Origin of the sequence: Roseateles saccharophilus, from assembly GCF_031458095.1 — a bacterium.
Classification (GTDB): domain Bacteria; phylum Pseudomonadota; class Gammaproteobacteria; order Burkholderiales; family Burkholderiaceae_C; genus Pelomonas; species Pelomonas saccharophila_A.
In genome coordinates this window covers 990,673-1,015,951 of the sequence record NZ_JAVDXU010000002.1, presented here as the reverse complement: position 1 = coordinate 1,015,951, position 25,279 = coordinate 990,673, and the positions used below count along the sequence as shown (strand labels likewise).

Annotated in this window: 22 protein-coding genes; 12 read left to right on the top strand and 10 right to left on the bottom strand. The window is 70.4% G+C overall.

Going from position 1 to position 25,279, the window contains the following annotated elements; translation table 11 throughout:
- Window positions 1–29 precede the first annotated feature (29 nt).
- On the top strand, window positions 30–752 hold the full coding sequence (locus J2X20_RS17375) for a DUF1223 domain-containing protein (protein WP_310267121.1): 723 nt from the start codon (window positions 30–32) through the stop codon (window positions 750–752).
- A gap of 84 nt (window positions 753–836) precedes the next feature.
- Window positions 837–1,220, top strand: a complete 384-nt coding sequence (locus J2X20_RS17370; protein WP_310267120.1) for a hypothetical protein — start codon at window positions 837–839, stop codon at window positions 1,218–1,220.
- 2 nt (window positions 1,221–1,222) lie between these two features.
- On the opposite strand, the gene J2X20_RS17365 is transcribed toward J2X20_RS17370, so the two are convergent.
- Genes J2X20_RS17365 through J2X20_RS17350 form a run of 4 tightly spaced genes read right to left on the bottom strand, consistent with a single transcriptional unit; the run spans window position 1,223 to window position 4,260 of the window.
- Window positions 1,223–1,669, bottom strand: coding sequence for a DUF6265 family protein (locus J2X20_RS17365; RefSeq protein WP_310267119.1), 447 nt, complete (start codon window positions 1,667–1,669; stop codon window positions 1,223–1,225).
- A gap of 35 nt (window positions 1,670–1,704) precedes the next feature.
- On the bottom strand, window positions 1,705–2,547 hold the full coding sequence (locus J2X20_RS17360; protein ID WP_310267118.1) for a DUF6597 domain-containing transcriptional factor: 843 nt from the start codon (window positions 2,545–2,547) through the stop codon (window positions 1,705–1,707).
- On the bottom strand, window positions 2,540–3,169 hold the full coding sequence (gene queE, locus J2X20_RS17355; protein WP_310267117.1) for a 7-carboxy-7-deazaguanine synthase: 630 nt from the start codon (window positions 3,167–3,169) through the stop codon (window positions 2,540–2,542). The genes J2X20_RS17360 and queE overlap by 8 nt, the downstream gene beginning before the upstream one ends.
- The gene (locus J2X20_RS17350) at window positions 3,166–4,260 is read right to left on the bottom strand and encodes a 6-carboxytetrahydropterin synthase (protein ID WP_310267116.1); all 1,095 of its coding nucleotides are present in this window, start codon (window positions 4,258–4,260) and stop codon (window positions 3,166–3,168) included. The genes queE and J2X20_RS17350 overlap by 4 nt, the downstream gene beginning before the upstream one ends.
- A gap of 73 nt (window positions 4,261–4,333) precedes the next feature.
- Here J2X20_RS17350 and J2X20_RS17345 point away from each other — a divergent pair, with 73 nt between their 5' ends.
- The 4 genes from J2X20_RS17345 to J2X20_RS17330 are packed head-to-tail and all read left to right on the top strand — an operon-like array spanning window position 4,334 to window position 8,828.
- The gene (locus J2X20_RS17345; RefSeq protein ID WP_310267115.1) at window positions 4,334–5,689 is read left to right on the top strand and encodes an MFS transporter; all 1,356 of its coding nucleotides are present in this window, start codon (window positions 4,334–4,336) and stop codon (window positions 5,687–5,689) included.
- Window positions 5,690–5,740: 51 nt separating this feature from the next.
- Complete coding sequence (locus J2X20_RS17340) at window positions 5,741–7,540, top strand: GMC family oxidoreductase (protein WP_310267114.1); 1,800 nt, start codon at window positions 5,741–5,743, stop codon at window positions 7,538–7,540.
- A gap of 2 nt (window positions 7,541–7,542) precedes the next feature.
- Window positions 7,543–8,166 carry a gluconate 2-dehydrogenase subunit 3 family protein gene (locus J2X20_RS17335; protein WP_310267113.1) on the top strand — a complete coding sequence of 208 codons (624 nt, stop codon included), beginning with the start codon at window positions 7,543–7,545 and terminating at the stop codon, window positions 8,164–8,166.
- A 2-nt stretch (window positions 8,167–8,168) separates the two neighbouring features.
- Complete coding sequence (locus J2X20_RS17330; protein WP_310267112.1) at window positions 8,169–8,828, top strand: 3-keto-disaccharide hydrolase; 660 nt, start codon at window positions 8,169–8,171, stop codon at window positions 8,826–8,828.
- A gap of 6 nt (window positions 8,829–8,834) precedes the next feature.
- On the opposite strand, the gene J2X20_RS17325 is transcribed toward J2X20_RS17330, so the two are convergent.
- From J2X20_RS17325 to J2X20_RS17305, 5 genes are all read right to left on the bottom strand, one after another.
- Window positions 8,835–9,437, bottom strand: a complete 603-nt coding sequence (locus J2X20_RS17325; protein ID WP_310267111.1) for a GAF domain-containing protein — start codon at window positions 9,435–9,437, stop codon at window positions 8,835–8,837.
- A gap of 231 nt (window positions 9,438–9,668) precedes the next feature.
- Window positions 9,669–10,403, bottom strand: a complete 735-nt coding sequence (locus J2X20_RS17320; RefSeq protein WP_310267110.1) for a response regulator — start codon at window positions 10,401–10,403, stop codon at window positions 9,669–9,671.
- A 103-nt stretch (window positions 10,404–10,506) separates the two neighbouring features.
- Entirely contained in the window at window positions 10,507–11,733 is a 1,227-nt protein-coding gene (locus tag J2X20_RS17315; protein ID WP_310267103.1) for a glycerophosphodiester phosphodiesterase, read from the bottom strand.
- A gap of 90 nt (window positions 11,734–11,823) precedes the next feature.
- Window positions 11,824–12,984, bottom strand: coding sequence for a sensor histidine kinase (locus J2X20_RS17310; RefSeq protein ID WP_310267102.1), 1,161 nt, complete (start codon window positions 12,982–12,984; stop codon window positions 11,824–11,826).
- Window positions 12,974–14,269 carry a sigma-54-dependent transcriptional regulator gene (locus tag J2X20_RS17305; RefSeq protein WP_310267101.1) on the bottom strand — a complete coding sequence of 432 codons (1,296 nt, stop codon included), beginning with the start codon at window positions 14,267–14,269 and terminating at the stop codon, window positions 12,974–12,976. Before J2X20_RS17305 ends, J2X20_RS17310 begins: the two co-directional genes overlap by 11 nt.
- 144 nt (window positions 14,270–14,413) lie before the next feature.
- On the opposite strand from J2X20_RS17305, the gene J2X20_RS17300 reads away from it, so the two are divergent.
- From J2X20_RS17300 to J2X20_RS17275, 6 genes are all read left to right on the top strand, one after another.
- Window positions 14,414–16,888, top strand: a complete 2,475-nt coding sequence (locus tag J2X20_RS17300) for an FtsX-like permease family protein (protein WP_310267100.1) — start codon at window positions 14,414–14,416, stop codon at window positions 16,886–16,888.
- On the top strand, window positions 16,885–18,147 hold the full coding sequence (locus tag J2X20_RS17295; RefSeq protein ID WP_310267099.1) for an efflux RND transporter periplasmic adaptor subunit: 1,263 nt from the start codon (window positions 16,885–16,887) through the stop codon (window positions 18,145–18,147). The genes J2X20_RS17300 and J2X20_RS17295 overlap by 4 nt, the downstream gene beginning before the upstream one ends.
- 2 nt (window positions 18,148–18,149) lie before the next feature.
- The gene (locus J2X20_RS17290; protein ID WP_310267098.1) at window positions 18,150–18,833 is read left to right on the top strand and encodes an ABC transporter ATP-binding protein; all 684 of its coding nucleotides are present in this window, start codon (window positions 18,150–18,152) and stop codon (window positions 18,831–18,833) included.
- A gap of 10 nt (window positions 18,834–18,843) precedes the next feature.
- Window positions 18,844–19,590, top strand: coding sequence for an AAA family ATPase (locus J2X20_RS17285; RefSeq protein ID WP_310267097.1), 747 nt, complete (start codon window positions 18,844–18,846; stop codon window positions 19,588–19,590).
- Between the two features lie 62 nt (window positions 19,591–19,652).
- Window positions 19,653–22,724 (top strand): ligand-binding sensor domain-containing diguanylate cyclase, encoded by a 3,072-nt coding sequence (locus J2X20_RS17280; RefSeq protein ID WP_310267096.1) that lies wholly within the window; start codon window positions 19,653–19,655, stop codon window positions 22,722–22,724.
- 40 nt (window positions 22,725–22,764) lie between these two features.
- Entirely contained in the window at window positions 22,765–24,066 is a 1,302-nt protein-coding gene (locus J2X20_RS17275) for a M20/M25/M40 family metallo-hydrolase (RefSeq protein WP_310267094.1), read from the top strand.
- 3 nt (window positions 24,067–24,069) lie between these two features.
- Here J2X20_RS17275 and J2X20_RS17270 read toward each other — a convergent pair whose 3' ends face one another.
- The gene (locus J2X20_RS17270; protein WP_310267091.1) at window positions 24,070–25,224 is read right to left on the bottom strand and encodes an iron-containing alcohol dehydrogenase; all 1,155 of its coding nucleotides are present in this window, start codon (window positions 25,222–25,224) and stop codon (window positions 24,070–24,072) included.
- Window positions 25,225–25,279 lie beyond the last annotated feature (55 nt).

The following is a 25,279-nucleotide window of genomic DNA, read 5'->3' as shown; positions in this document are numbered from 1 at the left end:
GGTTGAATTGGATCGCGCGACTCAGTGGCATGAAGCTGCTCTGCCTCCTCCTCGTCGCCTTGGCCCTGCCTGTCACCGTGTCCGCCCAATCCTGTCCCGCCACGACCGTGCAGAGCGGCGCGACGGTGCCGCGCGTCGTCGAGCTCTACACGTCGGAGGGCTGTTCCTCCTGCCCGCCGGCGGATCGCTGGCTGAGTTCGCTGAAGAGCCAGCCGGGCGTCATCGCGGCAGCCTTCCATGTGGACTACTGGAATGGCCTGGGCTGGCCGGACCGTTTCTCCAGCCCCGCCTTCACGGAGCGGCAGAAGCAGGGCGTCGGCATCAACGGCTCACGCTATGCCTACACGCCGCAGATCGTCATCAACGGACGGGATTGGCGCAGCGCCTCCTTGCCCGCGGCGAGCACCGAGCCGGCCCGCGTGCGGCTGGCCTGGAACCGCAGCGCCGGCGGCGAACTCAAGCTCAGCGCCGAAGCCTTGGCCGGTGCGCCCTCACGCATCCAGCTGTGGTGGGCCCGTGTCGAGGACGGCCATCAAAGCCATGTGCGTGCCGGCGAGAACCGCGGCGAGACGCTCTGGCATGACAGCGTCGTGCGCGTGTACGCGAGGCTGCCCGCCTGGGACGGCCAGGGTCAGGCGACATGGACGGTGCCGGTCAGCACTGCCGAGGCCGGCCATGCCAGCCGCTGGATCGCCGTCGCGACGGATGCGCGCGATGGCCATGTGTTGCAGGCGGTCGAGATCGGCTGCTGAGCAAGCCAGGACGGGGAGTCCTCCGACACGCCAGGGTCCGGCGAGCGATCAGACTGGGCTGCTCCAGAGCACTGCCACCCCGCCATGCGACGCCTGAACCTCCTGATGCTGATTTCCGGCGCAGCCCTGCTGTGCGCTTGCGGCAAGCCTGCCGATGCACCGGCGAGAGCACCCGCGCCGGCCTCCGCCGCCTCGACAGCCGCGCCCTGGCTGGGCCGATGGCAGGGGCCGGAAGGCACGTATCTGGACATCAGCGGCGGGCCCGGCACCTACAGCGTCACGGTCAAAAACCTGGATGGTCCGCGCAGCTTCGAAGCCAAGGCGGGTACCGACACCCTCGTCTTCACGCGCGATGGCGTCATCGAGACGGTGCGTGCCGGCAGCGGTCCCGAGACCGGCATGAAGTGGTTGGCCGACAAGAAGGACTGCCTCATCGTCAAGACGGGCGAAGGCTACTGCCGTGGCTGAAGTCAACGGCTCACCGGCTTGAAGACGAAGCGTTGCGGCTTTTCCGCGCCTTCCAGCTCCGCCACCAATTCGCCCTCGGCGTTGAGCAGATAGCGGATCAGCTTGGGGTGGTCATGCGCCGGGTTTTCGAAGGTGGCGCTGTTGGCGCCACTGGCCGTCAGCCGGAACTCGGTCTTGGGCTTGCCGCCGGGCTGGGCCACATAGACCACCGTGTCCTTGCGGAACTCCACGCGCAGGAACTCGAAACCCACGGCGCGGCTGCCCTTGAGGGTGCGTGACACGCCGAGCATCAGGCCGCCAGCCTCGTCGGTCCAGCGCTCTTCGAAAGTGAGTGGACCGTCGCGCCCTTCCCAGCTGCCGCGCATGAAAGCGAGGTCGGCCGGTCCGGCGGCGAAGACGGCCGTGGTCAGGGTAGCGGCGAGGGTGGCGAGGGCGAGGCGAACAAGCATGGTGGCACTCCGTGGGATGGAGTGCCCAGGCTAGGTCAGGCGGCGCGGGCGGTCTTGGACGAAACGGACAGGAAGAAGGCGGTCAGCGGATCGGCGTCGGCCAGCAGCTGGCGTGGTGCCAGGCCACTGAAGGCGCGGAAATCGCGGTTGAAATGGGCCTGGTCGAAATAGCCGCATTCGAGAGCCACCTGGGCCCAGACTGTGGCGTCGGATTCGCGCTGCTGCTCGAACACGCGCTGGAAGCGCAGCAGGCGCGCAAAGCGCTTGGGCGCCAGGCCCACCGCGGTCTCGAAACGCCGCCGCAATTGCCGCTCGCCGAGGCCGAGCGCGAGGCCCAGGCTGGGAATGTCCAGCTGTCCGGCCGCCAGTTGCAGAAGCCGGCTGGCCTCGGCCATCGGCGCATCGCCGGGTCGAAGCCGGCCTTGCAGCCAGGCCATCAGCAGCGCCATGCGCGAGGCGTTGCTGCGGGACTGGCGCAAGCGCGCAGCCAGCGGCGCGAGATCCTCGCCCAGGGCCGCGTCCAGATCGCCGATGCAGTCCCGAAAGCGTTTCATCGAGCCTTCGACGAAGGCCGCGGCGCCCGCCGGGTGAAAGTGCAGGCCCACGGTATCGATCTCGCCGCCCGGCCTGACCTCGACGCGCCGGGTCATCTGCCCCACCAGCAGCCGCGCAGGCTGCTCGTGCCAGCGGCCATCGCCACCCAGCTCCAGGAAAGGCGCGCCGAGCTGGAAGACGATTTCCATGCAGCCGTCGGGCAGGATGCGATGGCCCTCCGGCAAGGCCGCGGCGCTGGCCCCGCGCATGAACCAGCAGGACTCGACATGAGCCGCCAGTGCACCGGTCACCGGCAGGCGATCGAACCGCAAAGGCTCAGGCAATGCCGACCACCTTGTGCATCTGTACCGACAGCCGCCACTGCGGGTGTTCCATGCAGTACTTCACCGCGGCCTTGGTGTGCTCGCGCTGCAGCACCGAGTCCATGGGCTGCAGGAAGAAGTTCTGGAAGTCCAGATCGGCGAAGCGCTCGGGCTGGGCCAGGGGCTGGGGGTAGACCAGTTTGAGCTCATGGCCAGAGGTCAGCACCAGGGGCGCATCGGCCTTGGGGCTGACGCAGATCCAGTCCAGCCCCGGCGGTGCGGGCTGGGTGCCGTTGGTCTCGACAGCCACCTCGAAGCCGCGGGCGTGCAGGGCGTCGATGAGCGGCGTGTCCAGCTGCAGCAGCGGCTCGCCGCCGGTGCACACGACATACGGTTTTCCACCGCCGGGCCAGGCCTTCGCAATGGTGTCAGCCAAGTCATCCGCGGTTGCAAACTTGCCACCGCCGACACCGTCGGTACCGACGAAATCCGTGTCGCAGAAGGTGCAGACCGCCGTCGCGCGGTCCTGCTCGCGACCGGTCCAGAGATTGCAGCCGGCAAAGCGGCAGAACACGGCCGCGCGGCCGGCCTGGGCGCCTTCGCCCTGCAAAGTGAAGAACAGCTCTTTGACTGAGTAGGTCATACGGGGATCAATTCTTCCGAGTCGGCGCGGCTCACGATGGCACCCGAGCCGCGCGTTTCGTAGAGGTCGACGCGGTCGATCTGCGGCAGTACCGCGCCGCCCTCGCGCAGCACCCAGGCCGCGATGGAAGCGGCGTCGCCGTCGGGGAGGTTGGCAATCTCGAACAGCGGGTGGTGGTCCAGGCGCTTGAAGAGGGGGTTGAACAGCGACTTCACATCGCCGAAGTCCACCGTCCAGCCCATGACCTGGTCCAGCGGCGCGGCCAGGTGCAGCCGCAGCGTGAAGGTATGGCCATGGATGCCGGCCAGCGGATGGCCTGACGGCGCCTGCTTCATGCGAACGGCGCTGTCCAGCGTCATCTCTTTCCAGATGCGGTAGTTCAGGCCGTTGAAATTGGCGCCGCTGGAGCCGGTCTCGTAAACCGTCACCCAGCTCAACTCCGGCAGCTCGGGCTTCAGCCTGTCCCACAGCCAGGCCGAGATGTTCTCGCTGGTCGGGTTCTGCAGACCGGCGATGTCATTCAGGCAGCGGTAGTTCAGCTCGAAATGCAGCGGCGCCCAGACCTCGTCGAGATGGTCGTAGTCGATGGACAGGTCGCGCTCGCCGAGGTCCGCATTGGCATGCAGGATCACCTCGAAGCCATGGCCATGCATGCGGCCGCACTGGTGGCCGGCAGGCACATTGGGCAGCTGATGAGCGGCCTGGAAGCGGTAGCGCCGCCACACATGGGCGTGGCCCACGTTGTCCAGGTCCACGCCGCTATGGGTGGTGCTCTGCACGCCCACCTGCACGATGCCGGGCACGGCCAGGCGTGAACGCAGCCAGCGCGCCAGGTTTTCGTCGGTGGGCTCGGCCAGGTGGTCGTTCAGCAGGGCATGATCCAGAGGCGCGACCGTCTCTGCCATGCGCGAGCGCAGCGCCTCGACCTCACCGCCAGGGAAAGCCGCCCAGCCCGCCGGCAGGGTCGTGCGGACGGTGGCGAAATAGCTGTGGCCATGCAGGCCATGGCTGCGGTGCGAGGCGGGCAGGGCGGGAATGCGGCAGGCCGACTCGAAGCCGGCTGAGGCACAGTGCAACACGGAAAGGGACATGTCCCGATTGTCGCGCGGCCCTTTTCAGCCCGTCTTGACTTGAAGTGGGCTTGAGCTTTTAGTCTCCACCGCCATGAATCTTGCTGATCCCGTCGACGCCCCCACCGGCGTGTCCGAAAAACTCTTTGCCCCGGGCCGCAGCGCCGCCTGCATAGGCGCCGTGGCGCTGATCTCCATGCTGGCCTTCGAGTCCATCGCCGTTGCCACCGCGATGCCGGCCGTGGCCGAGGCGCTGAATGGCCTGCCCTATTACGCCCTGGCGTTTGGTGCGACGCTGGCGACTTCGGTGCTGGGCATGACGGCCGCCGGCCAGCTCTGCGACAAGCGCGGGCCCTACCGCGCGGCCCTGGCGGGGTTGGCCGCCTTCTTGGCCGGCCTGCTGCTGGCGGGCTTCGCCTCTTCCATGCCGGTGCTGGTGCTGGGCCGCGCCATGCAGGGCCTGGGCAGCGGCGTTCTCGGTGTGACGCTTTATGTCGGCGTCGGCCAGGTCGTGCCCCAGCATCTCCACCCCAAGCTGTTCGCGATGTTCGCCGGCGCCTGGGTCGTGCCCGGACTGGTCGGCCCGGCCCTGGCCTCCTTCTTCGTTCAATGGTTTGGCTGGCGTTCGGTCTTCCTGGCCGTCGCGGCGGCGGTGCCCGTGGCCGCGGCCTTGATGCTGCCCGCCCTCAGGCGCGTCGGCTCGGGCACGGGCGAGGAGCTGCGCTGGGGCGCCATGCGCTGGGCCCTGCTGGCCAGCATCGGCGCCCTGACCTTGCACAGCGCCAGCCAGCAGACCGGCACGAGCTCGGCCCTGCTGTTCGCGGCCGGCCTCGCCGCCGCCGGCATTGCCGCCCGCCTGCTGTTGCCGGCCGGCACGATGAGGGCCGCCCGCGGCCTGCCGACGGTCATCCTGCTGCGCGGCCTCATCGCGGCCACTTTCGCCAGCGCCGAGGCCTTTCTGCCGCTGATGCTGACCCAGCATTTCGGCTGGAGCCTGACCCAGGCCGGCATCGCGCTCAGCGCCGGCGCCGTGACCTGGAGCCTAGGCAGCGCCGTGCAGGCCCGCGTGCACAAGCCCGAGGCGCGCCGCCTGCTGCTGCCGGCCGGCTTCACGCTGACGGCCTTGGCCTTGACCGTCGTCATCGCGCCGCTGCTGTTCGCCTTGCCTTCGGCCCTGGTCCTGGTGGGCTGGATCGGGGTGGGCCTGGGCATAGGCCTGTCCTTCCCCATCCTGTCGGTGCTGCTGCTCAAGCTGTCGCCGCCAGAACAGCAAGGTAGCAATACCTCGTCCCTGCAGCTCTGCGACGCACTGACCAGCAGCGCGGCCCTGGCCCTGGCCGGCCTGCTGTTCGATCCCGTCACGCGCCAGGTCCTGCCCGTGCTGCTGCTGGCCTTGGCCCTCGTCAGCGTCGCGGCCTTGCTCAGCCCGAGGGCGCAACCCGGAGCCTGAAATCGCTTTCGCGTGGTGGCACACTGCGCCGTCTTCCTCGGGGAGTGGTGCATGGGTTTCGTGACGACGCGCAGCATGGCCAAGGACTACGACGTCATCGTCGTCGGCTCGGGCGCCGGTGGCGGCCAGACGGCCTACACGCTGGCGCTGGAGGGCGTGAAGGTGCTGATGCTGGAGGCCGGCCGCCACTACGACTTCCGCACCGAGACGCCGATGTTCCAGACCAGCGCCGACGCACCGCTGCGCGGCGCCAGCACGCCGGACAAGCCCTTCGGCTTCTACGACGCGACGGTGGACGGCGGCTGGCAAGTGCCCGGCGAGCCCTACACGCAGGCTTCCGCTGACCCGCAGCAGCGCTTCGACTGGTGGCGCGCCCGCATGCTGGGCGGCCGCACCAACCACTGGGGCCGCATCTCACTGCGCAACGGCCCCTATGACTTCAAGCCCCACAGCCGCGACGGCCTGGGCTTCGACTGGCCCATCAGCTACGAGGACGTCGCGCCCTATTACGACAAGGTCGAGATGCTGGTCGGCATCTACGGCAGCAACGACGGTCTGGAGAACACGCCCGACTCGCCCGACGGCTGCTTGCTGCCCGCGCCGGCGATGCGCGTCGGCGAGCGCCTCATCAAGAAGCATGCGGCCACGCTGGGCGTGCCCGTCGTGCCCATCCACCGCGCGGTGCTGACGAAGAAGCTCGACGACGCCCGCATCCCCGCCCTGCTGCACCCCGGCAACCCGCGCGCTCAAAGCCTGGTGGCCCAGGCCATGCGCGACCGCGCCGCCTGCTTCTGGGCCACGCCCTGCAGCCGCGGCTGCTCCATCGGCGCTACCTACCAGAGCCCCGCCGTGCACCTGCCGCCGGCCCTGGCCAGCGGCAATCTCGACGTGCTCTGCGACGCCATGGTCTATGAGGTGACGACGAAGAACGGCAAGGCCAGCGGCGTGCGCTTTGTCGACCGCAAGACCGGCAAGCACATCGAGGCCAAGGCCCGCGCTGTCGTGCTGGCGGCCAGCGCCTGCGAATCGGTGCGCATCCTGCTGAACAGCAAGCCTGGCGGGCTGGCCAACAGCAGCGGCAAGGTCGGGCGCTACATCATGGACACGGTGGGCAGCGACCTGTCGGGCCACGTACCGGCGCTGGAAGGCCTGCCGCCCCACAACGAAGACGGTGCCGGTGGCGGCCATGCCTATGCGCCCTGGTGGCTCTACCAGCAGCAGGGCCGCGACTGGGCGAAGAAGCTCGGCTTTCCGCGCGGCTATCACATCGAGATCAGCACCGGCAAGCGCATGCCCACCTCGGGCACCGGCGCGGGCCTGGAGGGCTACACCCAGGGCAGCTATGGCGCGAAGTTCAAGCAGGACGTCAGGCGCCTGTACGGCAGCTTCGTCTACTTCTCCGGTCGCGGCGAGATGATTCCCAACGAGCAGTCCTGGTGCGAGCTCGACCCCAAGGTCAAGGACCGCTTCGGCATCCCGGTGCTGCGCTTCCACTGGCAATGGGCCGAACACGAGACCCGTCAGGCCGCCCACATGCAGAAGACCTTTGCCGACATCATCACGGCCATGGGTGGCCGCGTGCAGGGCGGCGGGCCCGAGCTGGACGGCGCCAAGGCCATCGCGCCGGGCGGCTCCATCATCCACGAGGTGGGCGGCACCCTCATGGGTGCCGATGCGCGCACCTCGGTCACCAACGCTTTCGGCCAGACCTGGGATGTGCCCAATCTCTTCCTGTCCGACGGCGCGCCCTTCGCTTCCAACGCCGACAAGAACCCGACCCTGACCATCATGGCCCTGGCCTGGCGCCAGGCCGACCATATCGTCGCGCGCTTGCGCAGCAAGGAGCTCTGAGCATGGACCGCAGAACCACCCTGCAATGGATGCTGGCCGCCAGCGCCGCCATGGGCGTGGAGGTGTCGGCTGGTGCGACGCCGGCCAAGCGCTCGGGTGGCAAGGCCAAGGGCTATGGCACCGATCCCAAGCTGACGCCCACGTATCGCAGTGGCGAGCTGTGGCCACTGACTTTCACGCCCCAGCAGTCGCGCACTGCCCAGGCCCTGTGCGGGCTCATCATCCCGGCCGACGAGCATTCGCCGAGCGCCGCGCAGTTGAAGGTGCATCTCTTCATCGACGAATGGATCAGCGCGCCCTACCCCGACCAGTCCAAGGACAAGGAAGTGATCGTCGCGGGTCTGGCCTGGCTGGAGTCCGAGAGCCGCTCGCGCTTCGGCAAAACCTTTGCCGAACTCGATGTCGGCGCGCAATCGCAGATTGCCGATGACATCTGCTGGATCCAGAAAGCCAGGCCAGAGCACGCCGCCGCCGCGCGCTTCTTCAAGCGCTTCCGCGACCTGACCGCCGGCGGCTTCTACACGACGCCCGAGGGTTCCAAAGACCTCGGCTTCGTTGGCAATATCCCGTCCGTCACCTTCGACGGCCCACCCCTCAAAGTCCTGCAGATCGTTGGAGTCGCGTGACCATGAAAGCCACCCTCGTTGCCGCCGCCCTCGCCCTCGCCACTGCCGCCCACGCCGCCGACATGAATATCAACTCGCTGAGCGCCGACGAGAAGGCCGCTGGCTGGCAGCTGCTGTTCGACGGCAAGAGCCTGGACCACTGGCGCGCCAGCGATGCGCCCGGCTCCTTCAGCGTCAAGGACGGCGCCATCATCGTCCAGGGCCCGCGCTCCCACCTCTTCTACGTCGGCCCCGTGCAGCAGCACGACTTCAAGAACTTCGAGTTCAAGGCCGACGTGATGACCTTCCCCAAGGCCAACTCCGGCATCTACTTCCACACCCGGTGGCAGGAGGTCGGCTGGCCCAACCTGGGCTATGAGGTGCAGGTCAACAATTCCCACAGCGACCCCAGCCGCACGGGCGGCCTGTGGGGCGTGCAGGACTTCCCCAAGGTCATCGCCCCCGACGGCCAGTGGTTCACGCTGACCATCCGCGTCGATGGCAAGCATGTCACGACCTTCGTCGGCAACGAGAAGACGGCCGACTACACCGAGGAGTCACCCCTCGTGCGCAAGAAGGGCCTGGAGCAGCGCTATCTGGCCAGCGGCACCTTCGCCCTCCAGGGTCATGACCCCGAGAGCACGGTGCACTTCAGGAACATCAAGGTCAGGGTCTTGCCCTGATGGTGGTCAACGCGGCTCGTCCGAGCCGGTGATTTCGGGGAACGGTGCCGGCTCCGTCGGCTGCCATTGCACCTGGGTGGATGCGAACTCCAGCAGCGGCTCGACGTCCACCTTGCGCGCCACCAGGCGAGCGCATTGGCGCAGGCAGGCCAGGGCGCTCTGCTGCAGCTCGGGCTGGGCCGAGGCGCTGAAGCAGCAGACCGTGCCGTAGATGCGCCCATCGGGCAGGACGACTGGCGTGCTCAGATGGGCGCCGACGGGGATGCCGGGGTCGAACAGCTCGCCGCGTTTCACGAGTTCGCGGGCGTCCGGCACCAGCTCGGGCATGCGGCCCGAGACCACCTGCTGGCAATAGCTTTCCTCCAGCGGCGCGGCGTCGCCCGCATGCAGGCCCAGGGCCTCGCCGCCGTCGACAAAGCGGAACACCCGCTGGCCGTCGACAAACTCGGACACGAAGACGACGTCCATCTGCAACTGCTTGCGCAGCAGCAGCAGCACATCGGTGATCTGGCGGTCCAGGGCCGCGTCATAGCCGTCGGACGTGGCGACCAGCAGCTCGGAAATCTTGACATCCAGCGCCTGCTGGTCCATCGGGTCCAGATAAGACATTCGAACGGCTCCGCATGAAAGGCCTGCTCGAATCATCCATGCAGCGCGCGCCCGCGGTCGAGTAACCGAGGCGACGGCGGGTGAATTCATGCATGCCGCGTGGTCTTCCGGCGGCGAATTGAATTCGGCATCCTGCGGGCCGAGAGCCGGGCCGCTCCCTAGCCGGCCCGCGCTGGCGATGTGCTTGCGGCTCGATACCGCAAGCATCGCCGTCCCCCCGAGGGGCAGCGCTCAGGCGCTTGGCGGCGCGCGCAGGTCGCTGACGCGGCGGCCGCGCTTGCTGGCGGCACTGCGCAGATGCACCAGGGACTCCACGCGCTTGAGCAGCTCGCGGTCGTTCCAGGGCTTCTTGAAGATGCCGTAGACGCCTTCGATCTGGCCGACGCGGCCATGCAGCTCGTCGTGGCCGGTGATGGCGATGACGGGCAGGTCCTCGGTCGTGAGGCTGCCGTGCACGTCGGCGATCAGCTCGAAACCGTCCTTGTTGGGCATCTCGAGGTCGGTGATCAGCACGGCGATCTCGGGCTTCTCGTCCAGTTGGGCCATGGCCTCGTTGCCGTCGTTGACCTGCACGACCGTGAAGCCGGCGCCTTCCAGCAGGCGCTTGAGCTTGGTGCGCACGACGGCGGAGTCGTCGGCGATGAGGACGGTGGGCGGGCCCTCGGGCACGACCGGCGCTGGCCTGGGCGGCTGGATGGGCGAGGGCGCCGTGACAAAGGCGCTGGCCATGGACGGGCCGGCGTTGGCGCCCGCATTCGGGCTGATGGGCAGGGGCGGCAGCACGACCGGCGCATTGGCGCGCTGATAGCCCTCGGGCGGGCGCGGCGGCGGCGTGTACTCGCGCGGCGGACGGTAGTCGTCACGCTTGAAGGCGGCGATGAGCACGATGATGGCCAGCGGTATCGCGATCAATACCGGCATCAAATAGGCGCCCAACAACTCCTGCAACTCGTGAAACATCTCCATCCCCGGGGTGTAACAGCGGGCAGCCTAACATCCGCCACAGGGTCACACCACCGAGGAAATCAGGCATATCTGCACGATATGCCTGCGGTTTGCACCCGTTTACTCAGTCACGGCTATTCACGCAGCCCCGGCCGTTGACCAGGCAGCGGGCGTAGTTGGGGTCGTTCTTGAGCAGGAACATCGCCCGGGCAGCGAAGGCATCGTCGGCGAAGTCGGCGAACACGCCGTCCACGCCCAGTTCGTAGAAGGCCAGGTATTCGATGGCCGGGCTGCCCTTGTAGTCGCTGGCCAGGCGCTTTTGTTCGCTGCGGAAGGTGTAGGGATGCACCATCAGGCCCAGCTTGTGCGCGTTGGCGACGATGTCGCTGGGGGCCAACAGCTTGCGGTCGCGCTCGTCGACCAGGCCGTCGCCATTCGTGTCGGCGCAGCCGCCGCCGGCCGCCACCGTCTTGCAGGCGCTGGAGATCAGGTAGACCTTCCAGGGGCCGATGCCGTCGGCATAGGTCTTGACCTCGGCCAGGCCGGCCGGCGTCAGCAGGTCCTTGAACAGGCCGGCGCGGCCGGACACGACCCAGTCGTAAGGCTTGTCATAGGGCTTGGTGAAGTCCAGGCTGCCGTCGGCATTGACGTCGTTGGCGTCCACCAGCTGCACCAGGCGCACGCTGGACTTGCTGCGCAGGTATTTGAGGTTGGCCGTCTCGAAGGACTGGATGATGACCGGGGCGCTGCGGTGGTTCCAGCCGGCGCGGCTCAGGATGGCCAGCAGCTTGTCCTCCAGCGGCAGGCCCAGGCTGCGGTGATAGGTCGGGTGCTTGGTCTCGGGATAGATGCCGATGCGCCGGCCTTCCTCGGCCGACTTGCGCTTCACGAAGGCGATGACCTCCTCCAGCGTCGGGATCTCGAACTGGCCATTGAAGCTGGCGTCGCGGTCGGCCAGCGGCTGGATGGCGCGCAGGGTCTTGATCTCGGCCAACGTGAAGTCGCTGGCGAAGAAGCCCTCTTCAGCCGCGCCGTCGATGATGGCCGTGCGCTTGCGCGAGGCGAACTGCGGCAGCGAGGCGACGTTGGTCGTCGCGATGAGGTTGGGCTCGTGGCGGGCGATCAGATGGCCGTCCTTGGTCGAGACCAGGTCGGGCTCGACATAGTCGGCGCCCATGGCGATGCCCAGGGCGTAGTTCTCCAGCGTGTGGTCGGGCAGATAGCCGGTGGCACCGCCGCGGTGGCCGATGACCAGGGGCGCGTTCTCGGCGCGGCCGCGGTCATGGGCGCTGGCACTCAGCGAGGCGAGGGCGAGCAGGCACAGGCCGGCCCAGCGAAGGGGTTGGATCATGAGGGGCTCCGGAGCGAGGAAACGGCGCAGCCTAGAAAGGCTCGGTGACAGGCCGGTGACCCGGAACCCCCTAACCCCGCCGCAACTGCATCAAAAGGTGAGGACGAAGCAGGCGCCGCCGCCCGGCCGCTTGGCATGCCTCACCGTGCCGCCCAGGCCATGCACCAGCTGGCGCACGACGGCCAGGCCGACGCCGCTGCCGCCCTCGCGGGTCGTGAAGAAGGGCGTGAAGATGCGCGACTCCAGCCCCGGCGCCACGCCCGGGCCGTTGTCGGCCACCGTCAACCGCAGCCGGGCCCCGCGGCTCAGGCGGGCCTCGATCAGCAGCTCGGGCGCGGGCCGCCCGGCGCAGGCCTGCAGGGCGTTCTGCGTCAGGTTGATCAGCACCTGCTCCAGCTGGGCCGCGTCGGTTCTGAGGGCCAGGCTTTCAGGCTCCACGCTGAGGCCGACGCGGCCGCCCGCGGCTTCCCAGGCCGGCGCCACCAGGCGTTGCACGGCCTGCAGCAGCGGCAGCAGCGGCGTGTCGGCCAGCGTTGGCGCGGGCGGCTGGCTGACGCTGCGGTAGCGCTCGACAAAGGCCTGCAGATGCGCCGCCCGGCGCGCCAGCGTGGCGAGGGCCGCCTGCAATTCCTCATGCTCGCCGGCTTCCAGCAGGGCCGGCGCGCTGCCGGCCAGCGAGGCGATGGGCGTCAGCGAGTTCATGATCTCGTGGGTCAGCACCTGCACCAGCTGGCGCCAGGCGGCCAGGGCCTCGGTCTCCAGCTCCGACTCGATGGGCGCCAGCGCCGCCAGGCGCCAGGCCTGGCCTTGCACCGTCAGCGCCGACACGGCCAGCACGGCGCGCTCCTGGCCGTGTTCCGTGGGCAGGGTGACGACGCGTCGGCCGGGGTCGGCGTCCAGCAGCGCGAGCAGGGCGGCGGGCTCGACGGCGCGGCCCGGCGCGATGAGGCGGCGGGCGGCGGCGTTCAGCGCCAGCGGCGGTGCGCCGGCCACGAGGCGCCACAGCGCCAGCGGGGCGTGTTCGAGGGCGGCGTCCAGATCAGGGCGGGGCGCGGGCGGTGGGTCGGGCGGCAGCGGCTTGGGCCGGTGGGCCAGGCGGGTCAGGGAGGCCCAGCCGAAGGCAGCAGCCATCAGCCCGGCCAAGGCACAGGCGACGAGGACCCGCGGAGAGTCCAGAGCCGCTCCCGCAGCGGCGGCGCTGGCCGTCATCACCAGGGCCGATGCGGCGACACGGACGCGCTCAAAGCCCATGCTTTTCCAGCTTGCGATACAGGGCCGCCCGGCTCACGCCCAGCAGCTTGGCGGCCTGGCTGATATTGCCGTCGGCCTGGGCCAGGGCCGCCTGCACGGCCTCGCGCTCGCGCCGGGCCAGATCCAGCCCCGGCTCAGCCGCTGCCGGCGCGGCGATCTCCGTGAGGCCGAAGTCCGCATACGTGAACACCGGCCCGCGTGCCAGCAGCGACGCGCGCTCGCAGGCCTGGCGCAGTTCGCGCACATTGCCCGGCCAGCGGTAGGCGCACAGACGCGCCAGCGCATCGGGCGTCAGCTCGACCGTGCGCTGTTTCGCGAACTGCGCCAGATAGTGGCGCAGCAGCAGGGCGATGTCGCCCGCGCCACGCTCGCGCAGCGGCGGCACGCGCAGCACCACGGTGTTGAGGCGGTAGAGCAGGTCGGGCCGGAAGCGCTTCGCGTCGAACAGCTCGGCCTCGGGCACGTTGGTGGCGGCCAGCACCCGCACGTCCACCGCCACCGGTTTGTCGCTGCCCAGCGGCGTCACCTCGCGGCGCTCCAGGGCCGCCAGCAGCTTGGCCTGGCTGGCCAGGGGCAGATTGCCGATCTCGTCCAGGAACAGCGTGCCCCCGGCCGCCGCGACAAACCGCCCCGGCCGCGACTCGCGCGCATCCGTGAAGCTGCCGCGCCGGTGGCCGAAGAGCTCGCTCTCCACCAGGGCTTCGGGCAGGGAGCCCATGTCCACCGCCAGCAGGGGGCCGGCCGAGCGCTTTGATGCGCGATGCAGGGCGCGCGCCACCAGTTCCTTGCCGACGCCGTTCTCGCCGAGGATGAGCACGCTGGCCTCGCTGGCGCCGACCTGGGCGATCTGCGCGCGCAGCGACTGCATGGCGGCCGACTCTCCGAGCAGCTCCCCGGCCGCGGGAACAGGCGCGCGACGCGCCAGCGCCGCCTGCACGCAGGCCACCAGCCTGTCGTTGGGCCAGGGCTTGGTGATGAAGTCCACCGCGCCGGCCTTGAGGGCCTGCACGGCCAGCTCGACCTCGGCATAGGCCGTCATGACGACGACCGCCGGCGCATCGCGGCGCGCCATCACCTCGCGCAGCAGGGCCAGCCCGGCCGCGCCGTCGCTGGCGCCGGGCCTGAAGTTCATGTCCAGCAGCAGCACGTCGGGCGCGATCTCGTCCAGGGCCGCCGCCAGCTCGCCGGGCTCGTGGCGCACGGCCACGCCGCCCAGCCTGCGCAGGGCCAAGCGTGCGGCCAGGGCCACGTCGGGGTCGTCGTCGAGGATGAGGATGCCGGGCATGCGAGGGCGCGACTCTAAGCGGCCGCCGTCGGCGCCGGCAAGGCGGTGTCCGGAAGCGGACAGTCGAGTTGTTCGCAAGCGGACACCGGAGGCCGCGGTCCCCCAGGGAAACACGCTGGCCCGGCTCTTGCAGAAACACTGCCCATGACCCTGCTCTCCTCCCCCACCTTCTGGCGCGGCGCCTGGCGCCAGCTGCGCGCCGAGCCCGGCCCCGCCGCCCTCGTCATCGCCGGCCTCGCCCTGGGCTTGGCGCTGGCGCTGCTGACGGCCAGCTTCCTGCAGGACACGCTGTGGCCCGACGGCGACCTGCCGCAGCGCGACCGCCTCGTCGCCTTCGAATGGCAGGTGCGGGGGCCGGGCGGCATCAAGACCGAATGGATGGGCGACGTGCCCACGGTGCCGCTGCAGGCGGCGCTGCGCGAGAGCGGCGCCCCCATGGGCCTCTCGAGCCGTGTGCTGTTCACGCAGTTGCCCTCGCGGGCCGCCGACGCAGGGGGCAGGCAGCGCAGCACGCGGCTCAGCATCGCGCTCGCGGATGCCGACGTGCAGGCCCTGTTCGGCATGCGCCCCCTGGCCGGCGACCTGACGGCCGCCCTGTCCACGCCCGAAGGCATCGCGCTGACGGCGCAGGCGGCCGAGCGCCTGTTCGGCACGGCGCAGGCGTTGGGGCGCAACTTCACGATCGCGCTGCCCCCCATGCCCGATGGTTCGCCGGGCGGGCAGTTCGCGCTGACCGTCAAGGCGGTGCTGCCCACGCCCAACCCGAACGGCACGCTGGTGTTCGACGCCATCGCCGGCTTCCAGGCGCCGGCCGCCAAGGCCTATCTGAAGATGTCGAACAGCTGGTACCAAGGCAATGGCCGCCTGTTTGCCCGCCTGCTGACAGGCGCCACGCCCGACCAGTTGTCCGCGCTGGCACAGCGCGTCATGGAAAGGCAGCCCTTGCCACCCGGTTTCCCGACCGACTTCCTGAAGGGCGGCGGCAAGCCCGCCTATCTGCGCGCCATGCCGGTTGCCGATATCGGCCTGCATGGCGCGGGCAGCCCCTACCGGCGCCGCTGGCTGGGCGGCCTGGGCGCCGCGACGGCCGGCGTGCTGGTCTTGGCCGTCATCAACTTCGTCAACCTGTGGAGCGTGCGCACCCTGCGCCGCCAGCGAGAGATCGGTCTGCGCAAATCGCTGGGCGCGGATGCCCCGCGGCTGGCGCAGCAGTTCTTCGTCGAGGCGGCCGCCGTGGCCGGCCTGGGTGGCCTCTTCGGCCTGCTGCTGGCCTGGTGGGCCATGCCGCTGGCCGAGGTGCTGATGCAGCGCCAGTTCCATGCGCCGGTCGTCAGCGCCGCCACGGTCGCGCTGACCGCAGTGCTCTGCCTGGCCATCGCGGCCCTCAGCGCCCTGCCGCTGACCTCCATCGCGCTGCGCGTGCGGCCGGCCGAATCCCTGGCCGGGCGCAGCCACAGCGAGGGCGCGGCCAGCCGCTGGCTGCGCCGCCTGATGACGACACTGCAGTTCGGTGCCGCCGCCGTGTTCGCTTCGCTGGCCCTCACGGTGCTGTGGCAGGCCGAGCATGCCGGCGTGATCCCGCGCGGCTTCGACGTGCAGGACCGCGTGGCCATCGACCTGCCCTGGGAGGCCCAGCCGGCCGAGCTGAATGCGCTGCTGGCCGGCGTGCGCAGCTGGCCCGAGGTCATCGCCGCCAGCGCGGCCGACGACGTGCCGGGGCGCGATTTCTCCAGCTGGTATGGCGAGTTCAAGGGGCCCGGCGGCCAGTCCGTCAGCCTGCGCATCGGCGTGGACTTCCTGCCGGGCTATCTGCAGACCTATGGCATGCACGTCGTCGTCGGCCGGCTGTCGGCCGACCATGCGGCCGAGGTGGCACAACATGCCATCGTGCTGGACCGCAGCGCGGTGCGCGCCCTGGGCTTTGCCAGCCCCGAGGCAGCGGTGGGCCAGCTGCTGGCCGCGCCGAGCAACATCGACGGCGGCCGGGCGGCCACGGTGGTGGCCGTCATCGACGACATCCGGCTGGAAGGACCGCGCAGCCCGCCGCAGCCGCATGGCATCTGGCCTCAGGCCGAGCGCGCCGGTGGTGCGATCGGCGTGCACAGCCGCGATCCGCAGGCCACGCGCGCCAAGCTGACAGCCCTGGTCAAGCAACGTTTTCCCGATGCGGACGCCCAGGCGCTGCCGATGCGCGACATGCTGCTGCAAAAAGTGGTGGACGATGCCCGCCTCGGCCGCCTGATCGGCATCGCCGGCCTGCTGGCCCTGGGCCTCGCGGCCGTGGGCATCTACGCGCTGGCTGCCTACACGCTGCGCCGGCGCGAGCGCGAGATCGTGCTGCGCAAGCTGCACGGCGCTGGCGCCGGTGCGGTGGCGGGCCTGCTCGCTCGAGAGTTCGCCGGCGTGCTGGCGGTGGCCTGGGCCGTCGCCCTGCCGCTCGCGGCCTGGATGTCGCAGCGTTATCTGGCCGATTTCGTCGAGCGCGCGCCGGTGGGCCCGTTCTCGTTGTGGGTGCTGCTGGCGGCCGTCGCGCTGCTGGCCGCCGTGACCGCGCTGGCCGTGGCCCGCCATCTGCATGCAGCGCTGGCGTTGAGACCTTTGCAGGCCCTGCGCGGATGAGCGCCGTGCTGACCTCTGGCGCCGCGATGGACCGCCGCGTGGCGGTGCCGCGCCGCCATGGCCTCGTCGCGCTCGCGATCGCTGCCGTGTTGATAGCTACCGTGCTGCTGTGGCGCTACTGGCCCCATGGCACCGTCGTTTCGAGGGCCGATGTCGAGATCGCCACCGTCAAGCCCGGCGCCTTCCGCGACGTTGTGGTCGGCCGCGCGACGGCCCAGCCCCTGCAGTCCGTGCTGCTGGACGCCACCGAGGACGGCCGTGTCGAGCAGGTGCTGGTCAGGGACGGCGCCCGCGTCGAGGCCGGCCAGCTGCTCGTCGTGCTCAGCAGCACCCAGCGCGCCCAGGAGCTGATGGCGCGCTCCAGCGAGGCGGCCCAGCAGCTCGCCAACCTCGCCACCTTTCGCGCCGCCCTCGCCCAGGCCCAGGCCGTGCAGCGCCGCGAAGTGACGCAGGCCGAATTCGAATTGGAGCGCGTGCGCCGGCTGCACCAGCGCAACCGCGAACTGGCCAATCAGGGCTTCTTGTCGCCGTCTGCATTGGAAGACTCGGCAGACAAGCTCGCGATGGCGCAGCGGTTGTTCACGCAGCTGCAAACCGATGGCCGCGAGGAGCTGCGCACCCGCGAGCAGTCCGTGCAGGCCATGCAGCGCGCCGTCACCGACCTGGACCAGCGCCTGACGGCCATGCGCGCTGCCAGCGAAGGCCTGGCCGTGCGTGCGCCTGTTGCCGGCCGGCTGACAGGGCTCACGCTGCAGGTCGGCGAGAGCGTGCGCAGCGGCACGCGCATCGGCCGCCTGGACAGCCTGGGCCGCTTCAAGCTGGAGCTGCGCCTGGACGAGTTTCACCTGGGCCGCGTGCGCGAGGGCCTGGCCGCGGCGCTGGCCTACGACGGACGCGAGCATGCCCTGCACGTCACGCGCATCGATCCTCAGGTCAAGGACGGCCGCTTTGCCGTCGAGCTGGCCTTCGACGCCGATGCGCCGGCGTTGCAGGTCGGCCAGGGCCTGGACGTGCGGCTCACGCTCGGCGACCCGACGCGGGCCCTGCTGCTGCCCGACAGCGGTTTCTACGCCGACACCGGTGGCGCCTGGGCCTTCGTGCTCGACGCCGAAGGCCGACACGCCGAGCGCCGCCCGCTGCAGCTGGGCCGTCGCGCCGATGGCGTCATCGAAGTCCTCGGCGGCCTTCAGCCCGGCGAGCAGGTCGTCGTCTCCCCCTACCGCGCCTTTGCGGGCGCCTCAGCCCTGGATCTGCACTGACCATGTTCAAACTCAAACACCTCACCAAGACCTTCCGCAGCGGCGACATCGAGACCACTGCCCTGGACCGCATCGACCTCGACATCGAGGCCGGTGAATACCTCGCCATCACCGGCCCCTCGGGTTGCGGCAAGTCCACGCTGCTGGGCATCCTCGGCCTGCTCGATGCGCCCAGCGGCGGCGAATACTGGTTCGACGGCCACAACGTCGCCGGCTGGGGCGAGAAGCAGCTCAACTCGCTGCGCCGCGGTCGCATCGGCTTCGTCTTCCAGAGCTTCAACCTCATCGACGACCTCAGCGTGGCCGAGAACATCGGGCTGGCGCTGGAGTACGGCGAGCTGCCCTCCCGCGCCCGGCGCGAGCGCGTCGACGAGGTCATGGAGAGACTCGGCATCGCCCACCGTGCCCGCCACCGTCCCAGCCAGCTGAGCGGCGGCCAGCAGCAGCGCGTGGCCATCGCCCGCGCCATCGCCGCGCGGCCGGCCCTGCTGCTGGCCGACGAGCCCACCGGCAATCTCGACAGCGCCCATGGCGCCGAGGTCATGCGCATCCTGCGCGAGCTCAATGCCGAGGGCACGACCCTGGTCATGGTGACCCACTCGCTGGAGCATGCGGCCCAGGCCTCGCGCACGCTGCGCTTGCTGGATGGGCGTGTGGTGGTGGATGCGGTGGCGGCCTTGGCATAGTTCGGGGGCAATGCTCGCCTCCCAGTTCGTCTTCCACCTCGCCCTGCAGCGCGACAAGGTCGAGTCCTTCGAGCGCTACCCCTTCAACCTGGCCGCCGTGCGCACGCTGGACCGGCTGGAGTTGCATCCCAAGGTGACCTTCTTCGTCGGCGAGAACGGTTCGGGCAAGTCGACGCTGCTGGAGGCCCTGGCCGTGGCCATGGGCTTCAATGCCGAGGGCGGCAGCAGGAACTTCAACTTCGGCACGCGGCTCTCGCATTCGGTGCTGCACGAGTATTTGCGCGTGGCCAAGGGCTTCAAGCGGCCGCGGGATGGCTGGTTCCTGCGCGCGGAGAGCTTCTTCAATGTCGCGACCGAGATCGAGAGGCTGGACGAGGGCCCCGGCGGCGGGCCCATCATCGCGGCCTACGGCGGCCGCTCCCTGCACGAGCAGTCCCATGGCGAATCCTTCCTGAAGCTGCTCAACGAGCGCTTCGGCGGCCGCAGCCTCTTCATCCTCGACGAGCCCGAAGCGGCCCTGTCGCCGCAGCGCCAGCTCGATGCGCTGCAGCGTCTGCACGCCCTGGTGGGCCAGGACTCGCAGTTCGTCATCGCGACGCATTCGCCCATCCTGATGGCCTATCCCGACGCTTGGGTCTACCGCTTCGACGCCGATGGCATCCACCGCGTCGGCTACGAGGACACCGAGCATTTCCGCGTCATGCGCGATTTCATGGCCGATCCCGGGCGCAGCCTGCGTGACTTGTTGGCCGACTGAGGCGCGCGCGGTACACCCAACCTGACGGTTTCGTCAATCGACGCCTTTAGGATGGCGGGGGTATGCACCCCCTAATTCAAGGCCTGCTCGGTCTGCTGATGCTGCTCGGGGCGGGTTGGACCCGCGCCGACGCTGGCGTGGGCCCGCTGGAGGTGCAGTTCCGCAGCGTCACGGTGCCGCAGAACTCGGTGCCGGCGATCTCGCAGGACCGCGCGGGCTTCATGTGGATCGCCACCAACAAGGGCCTGGCGCGCTACGACGGCTACCGGTTGCGGCCCATCGAGCAGGCCGGCGACACGACGGCCAAGCGCAGCCTGGGCTGGGTGAGGGCCATGGCGCCGGCGGCCGACGGCCGCATGTGGATAGGCACGGAGTTCCAGGGCCTGGTCGCCTACGACCCTGAGCACGACCGCGTCGAGAGCCACGGCAGCGCCCAGGGCGGCCCGGGCCCGCAGCCGCCGATCCGCGCGCTGGCCGCGGAGCGCGACGGCAGCATCTGGGTCGGCACCCTGGGCCAGGGCCTGTACCGCTATTCACCGGCGGCCCAGCATTTCGAGGCCCATGAGCTGCGCTGGCGCGGCCAGGCCGAGAAGCGGGTGCTCGCCCTGCAGGTCGGTGGCAACGGCGTCGTCTGGGCCGGCCATTGGCGCGGCCTGGCCCGCTTCGTCAACGGTGCCTGGGAAAACCTCGCCCTCCCCGAGCTGGATGCCGGCATGCCGGTGCAGGCCCTGGCCGAGGACCGCAGCGGCCGCATCTGGCTGGGCACGCAGGACGGTCATCTGGGCGTCGTCGAGCAGGGCCAGGTGCGCTGGGTGCAGATGTTCAGCATGCCCATCAACGCGCTGGCGGAAGGCGCCGACGGGCGGCTCTGGGTGGGTGGCAAGGTGGGTCTGTTCTGGGTCAACCCGGCCAGCGGCGCCGTCGAGGCCCGGCTGCGCCAGGACCCGCGCCGCGCCATGGGCCTGGCGGGCAACGACATCAGCGGCCTGCTGCGCGACCGCAGCGGCGCCATGTGGGTCAGCGGCTATGGCCTGGGCGTGCAGCGCCATCTTTCCCACCCGGCCCTGGCCGTGCGCGGACCGGATGCCGACCTGAACAGCCCGCTGGCCGAGGCCGATGTGCGCGCCGTGCTGGCCCTGAAGAACGGCGAGGTGCTGGCGCCGACCCAGACCGGTCACATCGCCCGCCTGGACGGCCGTCCGGGCCGCGATCTGGCGACGCTGGGCGAATGGCCGCGCGAACGGCGCAGCGTCGTCGAAATCATGGCCGAAGCGGCCGACGCCAGCCTGTGGATGGTCGCGGCCGGCCGCCTGGAGCATCGCGCGCCGGATGGCCGCCTGCTGCGCGACTGGCCCCTGGACGGCGGCCGTGCCCAGCAATTGCTGCTGCGCGGCGACGGCAGCATCTGGCTGGGCATGCAGGAGGGCCTGTACCGCCTCGCCAGCGAGGCGGCCGCGGCGCCGCAGCGGATCCATCCCTTGAGCGGGCCGCTGCATGGTGGCATCTATGTGCTGGCGCAGGCGCCGGACGGGCGGCTGTGGCTGGGCGGCCAGCAAGGCCTGTTCCGCGAGAAGGCGGCCGGCGAGAACGGCCTGGAGGTCGTGCCCCAGGCGCCCGAGGAGGCCCTGGCCAGCCCCATCGTCATGGGCCTGCTGTGGGGCCGCGACGGGCGGCTCTGGGTGGACACGCCGGTCAGCGGCCTGCACCGCCTCAAGGGCTGGGACGGCGAGGGCCGCGCCCGCTTCGAGCGCATCAGCGAGCGCCATGGCATGGAGGGCGTGTTCGGCGGCAATCTGCACGAGGACGAGCAGGGCCGCATCTGGAGCCAGCTCTATGTCTACGACCCGGCGGCCGACCGGCTCGACAGCTTCGGCAGCGCCGAGGGCGCCAATTTCGGCAGCTTCTGGTTCTTTGCCAGCACCGAGCTGCCCGGCGGCGGCCTGCTGTTCGGAGGCAGCCGCGGCCTGCTGCGCGTGCTGCCCGACGCCTACCGCGCTCAGCGCACCAGCCCGCCGCTGGTCATCAGCGGCCTGCGCGTCAACGGCCAGCCCTGGGAGCTGCCGGGCACGGCTCTGACGCTGCCGCCCGGCAAGCGCAGCCTATCCATCGAGTTCGCCGCCCTGGACTATGCCGACCCGACGCGGCTGCGCTACGAGTTCCGTCTCGAGGGCCTGGACAGCGACTGGACCCGTGTCGACGCCAGCGGCCGCAACCCCAGCTTCGGGCCGCTGCGCCCCGGCCGCTACACGCTGCAGGTGCGGGCCACGGCCCACCATGCACTGTGGGGCACGGAGCAGCTGCAGCTGCCCATCACGCTGGAGCCGGCCTGGTGGGAGACGGACGCCGCACGCATCGCCGGCGTGTTGGCCACGCTGGGGGCCATCTGGGCCTGGATGCGCTGGCGCACGCGCTCGCTGCGGCTGCGCGAGGTCGAGCTCAAGGCCCTGGTGGATGAGCGCACCGCCGAGCTGCGCGAATTGAGCCTGACCGACGCCCTGACCGGCCTGCGCAACCGCCGCTACCTGGAGCTGCGCCTGGACGACGACCTGCGCCTTTGCCTGCGCCGCTTCGAGACGTCCGACGATGCCGGCCCCGGTCCGGACGCCGACCTGCTGCTGCTGCTGCTGGACCTGGACCACTTCAAGCGCATCAACGACCTGCATGGCCACGCGGCGGGCGATGCGGTGCTGGTGCAGCTGGCCGAGCGCCTGCGCAGCGTCTTCCGCGAGACCGACTCCCTGGTGCGCTGGGGCGGCGAGGAGATCCTGGCCCTGGCCCGCGAGACCGACAGGCGCGACGCCGCCGAGCTGGCCGCGCGCGTCTGCGCCGCAGTGCGTGAGCAGCCCTTCGAGATCGGCCCCGGCGAGACCGTGCATGTGACGGTGTCCATCGGCTTCTGCGCCTTCCCGCTGGACCCGCGCCATCCGCGGCTGTGGGACTGGCGTGCCTGCCTGGCCCTGGCGGACTCGGCCCTCTACGCCGCCAAGGCCCAGGGCCGCGACGGCTATGTGGGCGCCATCCGCGCCAACGGCCTGTCGCCGCGCGAAGCGCCCGACGGCCTGCCCGCCTGGCGCCACGAGAAGCGCCTGGTCGTCGCGCGCAGTGACGCGGTGGATGACGCCCTAACCACCTGAACCCGTGGGGTCGCTCGCGGGCCTGGGTGACACTCGGGGCATGAAGAAGCCGCACGCCGTCCTCAGCGCCCTCGCCCTGCTGCTTGCCACGTCCTCGGCCCTGGCGGCCGGCCTGGACACCCGGGAGGCGCAGATCGTCGCCCACGTGAAGCGGCTGACGCCCGACGCGCTGAAGCTGCTGGAGCGCAGCGTCCTCGTCAACAGCGGCACGCTCAACCCGGCCGGCGTGCGCGAGGTGGGCGCCCTGTTCGGCAGCGAGTTCGAGGCCCTGGGCTTCAAGACGCGCTGGGTCGAGATGCCGGCCGAGATGAAGCGGGCCGGCCACCTGGTGGCCGAGCGCACCGGCAACCAGGGCAAGCGCGTGCTGCTGATCGGGCATCTGGACACCGTGTTTGAGAAGGACAGTCCGGTGCCGCCTTGGGCAGCCGACGGCAAGCGGGTACGCGGCCAGGGCGTGTCCGACATGAAGGGCGGCGACGTCATCATCCTGCTGGCGCTGCGGGCCCTCAACGAGGCCGGTGCGTTGCAGGGCACCACGGTGCGTGCCGTCTTCACCGGCGACGAGGAGCGCGTCGGCTCACCGGCCGAGGTGGCGCGCGCGGCCTTGATCGACGCTGCAAAGCAGAGCGACGTGGCCCTGGCCTTCGAGGGCGCGGCCAAGGACGAGCAGGGCCGCGACACCGCTACCGTCGGGCGGCGCGCTTCGAGCACCTGGCATCTGAACGTGACGGCACGCACCGGTCATTCGGCCGGCGTCTTCGGCCGCGATGGCTATGGTGCGCTGTACGAGGCGGCGCGCGTGCTGAACGCCTTTCGCGAGCAGCTCATCGAGCCCGACCTGACCTTCAATGCCGCCACCGTGGTGGCCGGCACCAGCGCGAAGTGGGACGACGGCGAGAGCCAGGGCCAGGCCTTCGGCAAGACCAATGTCATCCCGCGCGATGCCCAGGTGCGCGGCGACCTGCGCTACCTGAGCGAGGCCCAGGGTTCACGAGCGCGCGAACGCATGCAGGCCATCGTCGAGCAGGCCCTGCCGGGCACGCGCTCCAGGATCAGCTTCCACGAGAGCTATCCGCCGATGGCGCCCACGCCGGGCAATCTGAAGGTGCTGGAGGCCTATTCAGCGGCCAGCGCCGATGCCGGCATGGGCAGCGTCGTGGCCTTCCCGCCGGGCCAGCGCGGCGCCGGCGATGTGCAGTTCGTCGCGCCCATCGTCGACAGCCTGGACGGCCTGGGTGCGGCGGGTGGTGGTGCCCACACGCCGGACGAGTGGCTGGACGTCTCGTCCATCGAGCGCGGCGCCATCCGCGCCGCCCTGCTCATCTACCGGCTCACGCGCTGAGCTTCAGACGGCCGCTTCCAGCACGGCGCGGCTGACGTCCAGCGTGACGTCGCCGTGCTCGCCGAGCTGGGTCATGCCATGGGCCTGCAGCTTGGCCAGGATGGCATCCAGCCGGGGCTCGGAGATGGCGTGGCCGGACAGCTTCGTGGGCACGCCCATGCGCTCGAAGAAGGCGCGGGTCGCGGCGATGGCGGCGTCGATGCGAGCATCCTCACTGCCCTCGCGCAGGCCCCACACCCGCTCGGCATACTGCAGCAGCTTGGCGCGCTTGGGCGCGCGGCGCGCCGCCAGCATGGCGGGCAGCACGATGGCCAGGGTCTGCGCATGGTCCAGCCCGTGCACGGCCGTGATCTCGTGGCCGAGCATGTGGGTGCTCCAGTCCTGCGGCACGCCGGCGCCCAGGTAGCCGTTGAGGGCCATGGTGGCGGCCCACATCACATTGGCGCGGGCGTCGTAGTCGCCCGGCTGCTCCAGCACCTTGGGGCCTTCCTCGATCAGCGTCAGCAGCAAGCCCTCGGCCATGCGGTCCTGCACCTTGGCGTTGACCGGGTAGGTCAGGTACTGCTCGACGGTGTGCACGAAGGCGTCCACCACGCCGTTGGCCGTCTGCCGCGGCGGCAGGCTGAACAGGGTGCTCGGGTCCAGCACGGCGAAGCGCGGGAAGACCTTCTCGGACCCGAAGTAGAGCTTGTCACCGGTCTCGCGGCGGCTGATGACGGCGCCGGAGTTCATCTCCGAGCCAGTGGCGGCCAGGGTCAGCACCACGCCCAGCGGCACGGCCGACTTGACCTTGCCCTGGCCGGTCAGCAGCTCCCAGGGGTCGCCCTCGTAGGGCATGGCCGCGACGATGAACTTGCTGCCGTCGGCCACCGAGCCCCCGCCGACGGCGAGCACGAAGTCGATGGCCTGCTCGCGGCCCAGGGCCACGGCGCGCATCAGCGTGGCGTAGTCGGGATTGGGTTCGATGCCGCCGAACTCGGCGACGAGGCGTTCGCCCAGGGCCTCGCGCACCTGGGCCATGACGCCATTGGCCAGCACGCTGCCACCGCCGTAGGTGACCAGCACGCGGGCCCCGGCGGGCACCTGCTTGGCGATGCCGGCGATCTGGCCCTGGCCGAAGAGGATGCGGGTGGGGACGTAGAGGTTGAAGTTGTTCATGACGGGATCTTCGGGTGAGGTGGTAGAGGGCCGGCCGCGGCAGTTGCGGCCAGCC

Coding starts and splice junctions, on each gene's coding strand:
- J2X20_RS17270 (WP_310267091.1), bottom strand. CDS start 25,224: ATGAACAACTTCAACCTCTACGTCCCCACCCGCATCCTCTTCGGCCAG.
- J2X20_RS17315 (WP_310267103.1), bottom strand. CDS start 11,733: ATGATCCAACCCCTTCGCTGGGCCGGCCTGTGCCTGCTCGCCCTCGCC.
- J2X20_RS17320 (WP_310267110.1), bottom strand. CDS start 10,403: ATGGAGATGTTTCACGAGTTGCAGGAGTTGTTGGGCGCCTATTTGATG.
- J2X20_RS17300 (WP_310267100.1), top strand. CDS start 14,414: ATGACCCTGCTCTCCTCCCCCACCTTCTGGCGCGGCGCCTGGCGCCAG.
- J2X20_RS17325 (WP_310267111.1), bottom strand. CDS start 9,437: ATGTCTTATCTGGACCCGATGGACCAGCAGGCGCTGGATGTCAAGATT.
- J2X20_RS17365 (WP_310267119.1), bottom strand. CDS start 1,669: ATGCTTGTTCGCCTCGCCCTCGCCACCCTCGCCGCTACCCTGACCACG.
- J2X20_RS17295 (WP_310267099.1), top strand. CDS start 16,885: ATGAGCGCCGTGCTGACCTCTGGCGCCGCGATGGACCGCCGCGTGGCG.
- J2X20_RS17330 (WP_310267112.1), top strand. CDS start 8,169: ATGAAAGCCACCCTCGTTGCCGCCGCCCTCGCCCTCGCCACTGCCGCC.
- J2X20_RS17275 (WP_310267094.1), top strand. CDS start 22,765: ATGAAGAAGCCGCACGCCGTCCTCAGCGCCCTCGCCCTGCTGCTTGCC.
- J2X20_RS17280 (WP_310267096.1), top strand. CDS start 19,653: ATGCACCCCCTAATTCAAGGCCTGCTCGGTCTGCTGATGCTGCTCGGG.
- J2X20_RS17310 (WP_310267102.1), bottom strand. CDS start 12,984: ATGGGCTTTGAGCGCGTCCGTGTCGCCGCATCGGCCCTGGTGATGACG.
- J2X20_RS17340 (WP_310267114.1), top strand. CDS start 5,741: ATGGGTTTCGTGACGACGCGCAGCATGGCCAAGGACTACGACGTCATC.
- J2X20_RS17335 (WP_310267113.1), top strand. CDS start 7,543: ATGGACCGCAGAACCACCCTGCAATGGATGCTGGCCGCCAGCGCCGCC.
- J2X20_RS17375 (WP_310267121.1), top strand. CDS start 30: ATGAAGCTGCTCTGCCTCCTCCTCGTCGCCTTGGCCCTGCCTGTCACC.
- J2X20_RS17290 (WP_310267098.1), top strand. CDS start 18,150: ATGTTCAAACTCAAACACCTCACCAAGACCTTCCGCAGCGGCGACATC.
- queE (WP_310267117.1), bottom strand. CDS start 3,169: ATGACCTACTCAGTCAAAGAGCTGTTCTTCACTTTGCAGGGCGAAGGC.
- J2X20_RS17285 (WP_310267097.1), top strand. CDS start 18,844: ATGCTCGCCTCCCAGTTCGTCTTCCACCTCGCCCTGCAGCGCGACAAG.
- J2X20_RS17370 (WP_310267120.1), top strand. CDS start 837: ATGCGACGCCTGAACCTCCTGATGCTGATTTCCGGCGCAGCCCTGCTG.
- J2X20_RS17305 (WP_310267101.1), bottom strand. CDS start 14,269: ATGCCCGGCATCCTCATCCTCGACGACGACCCCGACGTGGCCCTGGCC.
- J2X20_RS17345 (WP_310267115.1), top strand. CDS start 4,334: ATGAATCTTGCTGATCCCGTCGACGCCCCCACCGGCGTGTCCGAAAAA.
- J2X20_RS17350 (WP_310267116.1), bottom strand. CDS start 4,260: ATGTCCCTTTCCGTGTTGCACTGTGCCTCAGCCGGCTTCGAGTCGGCC.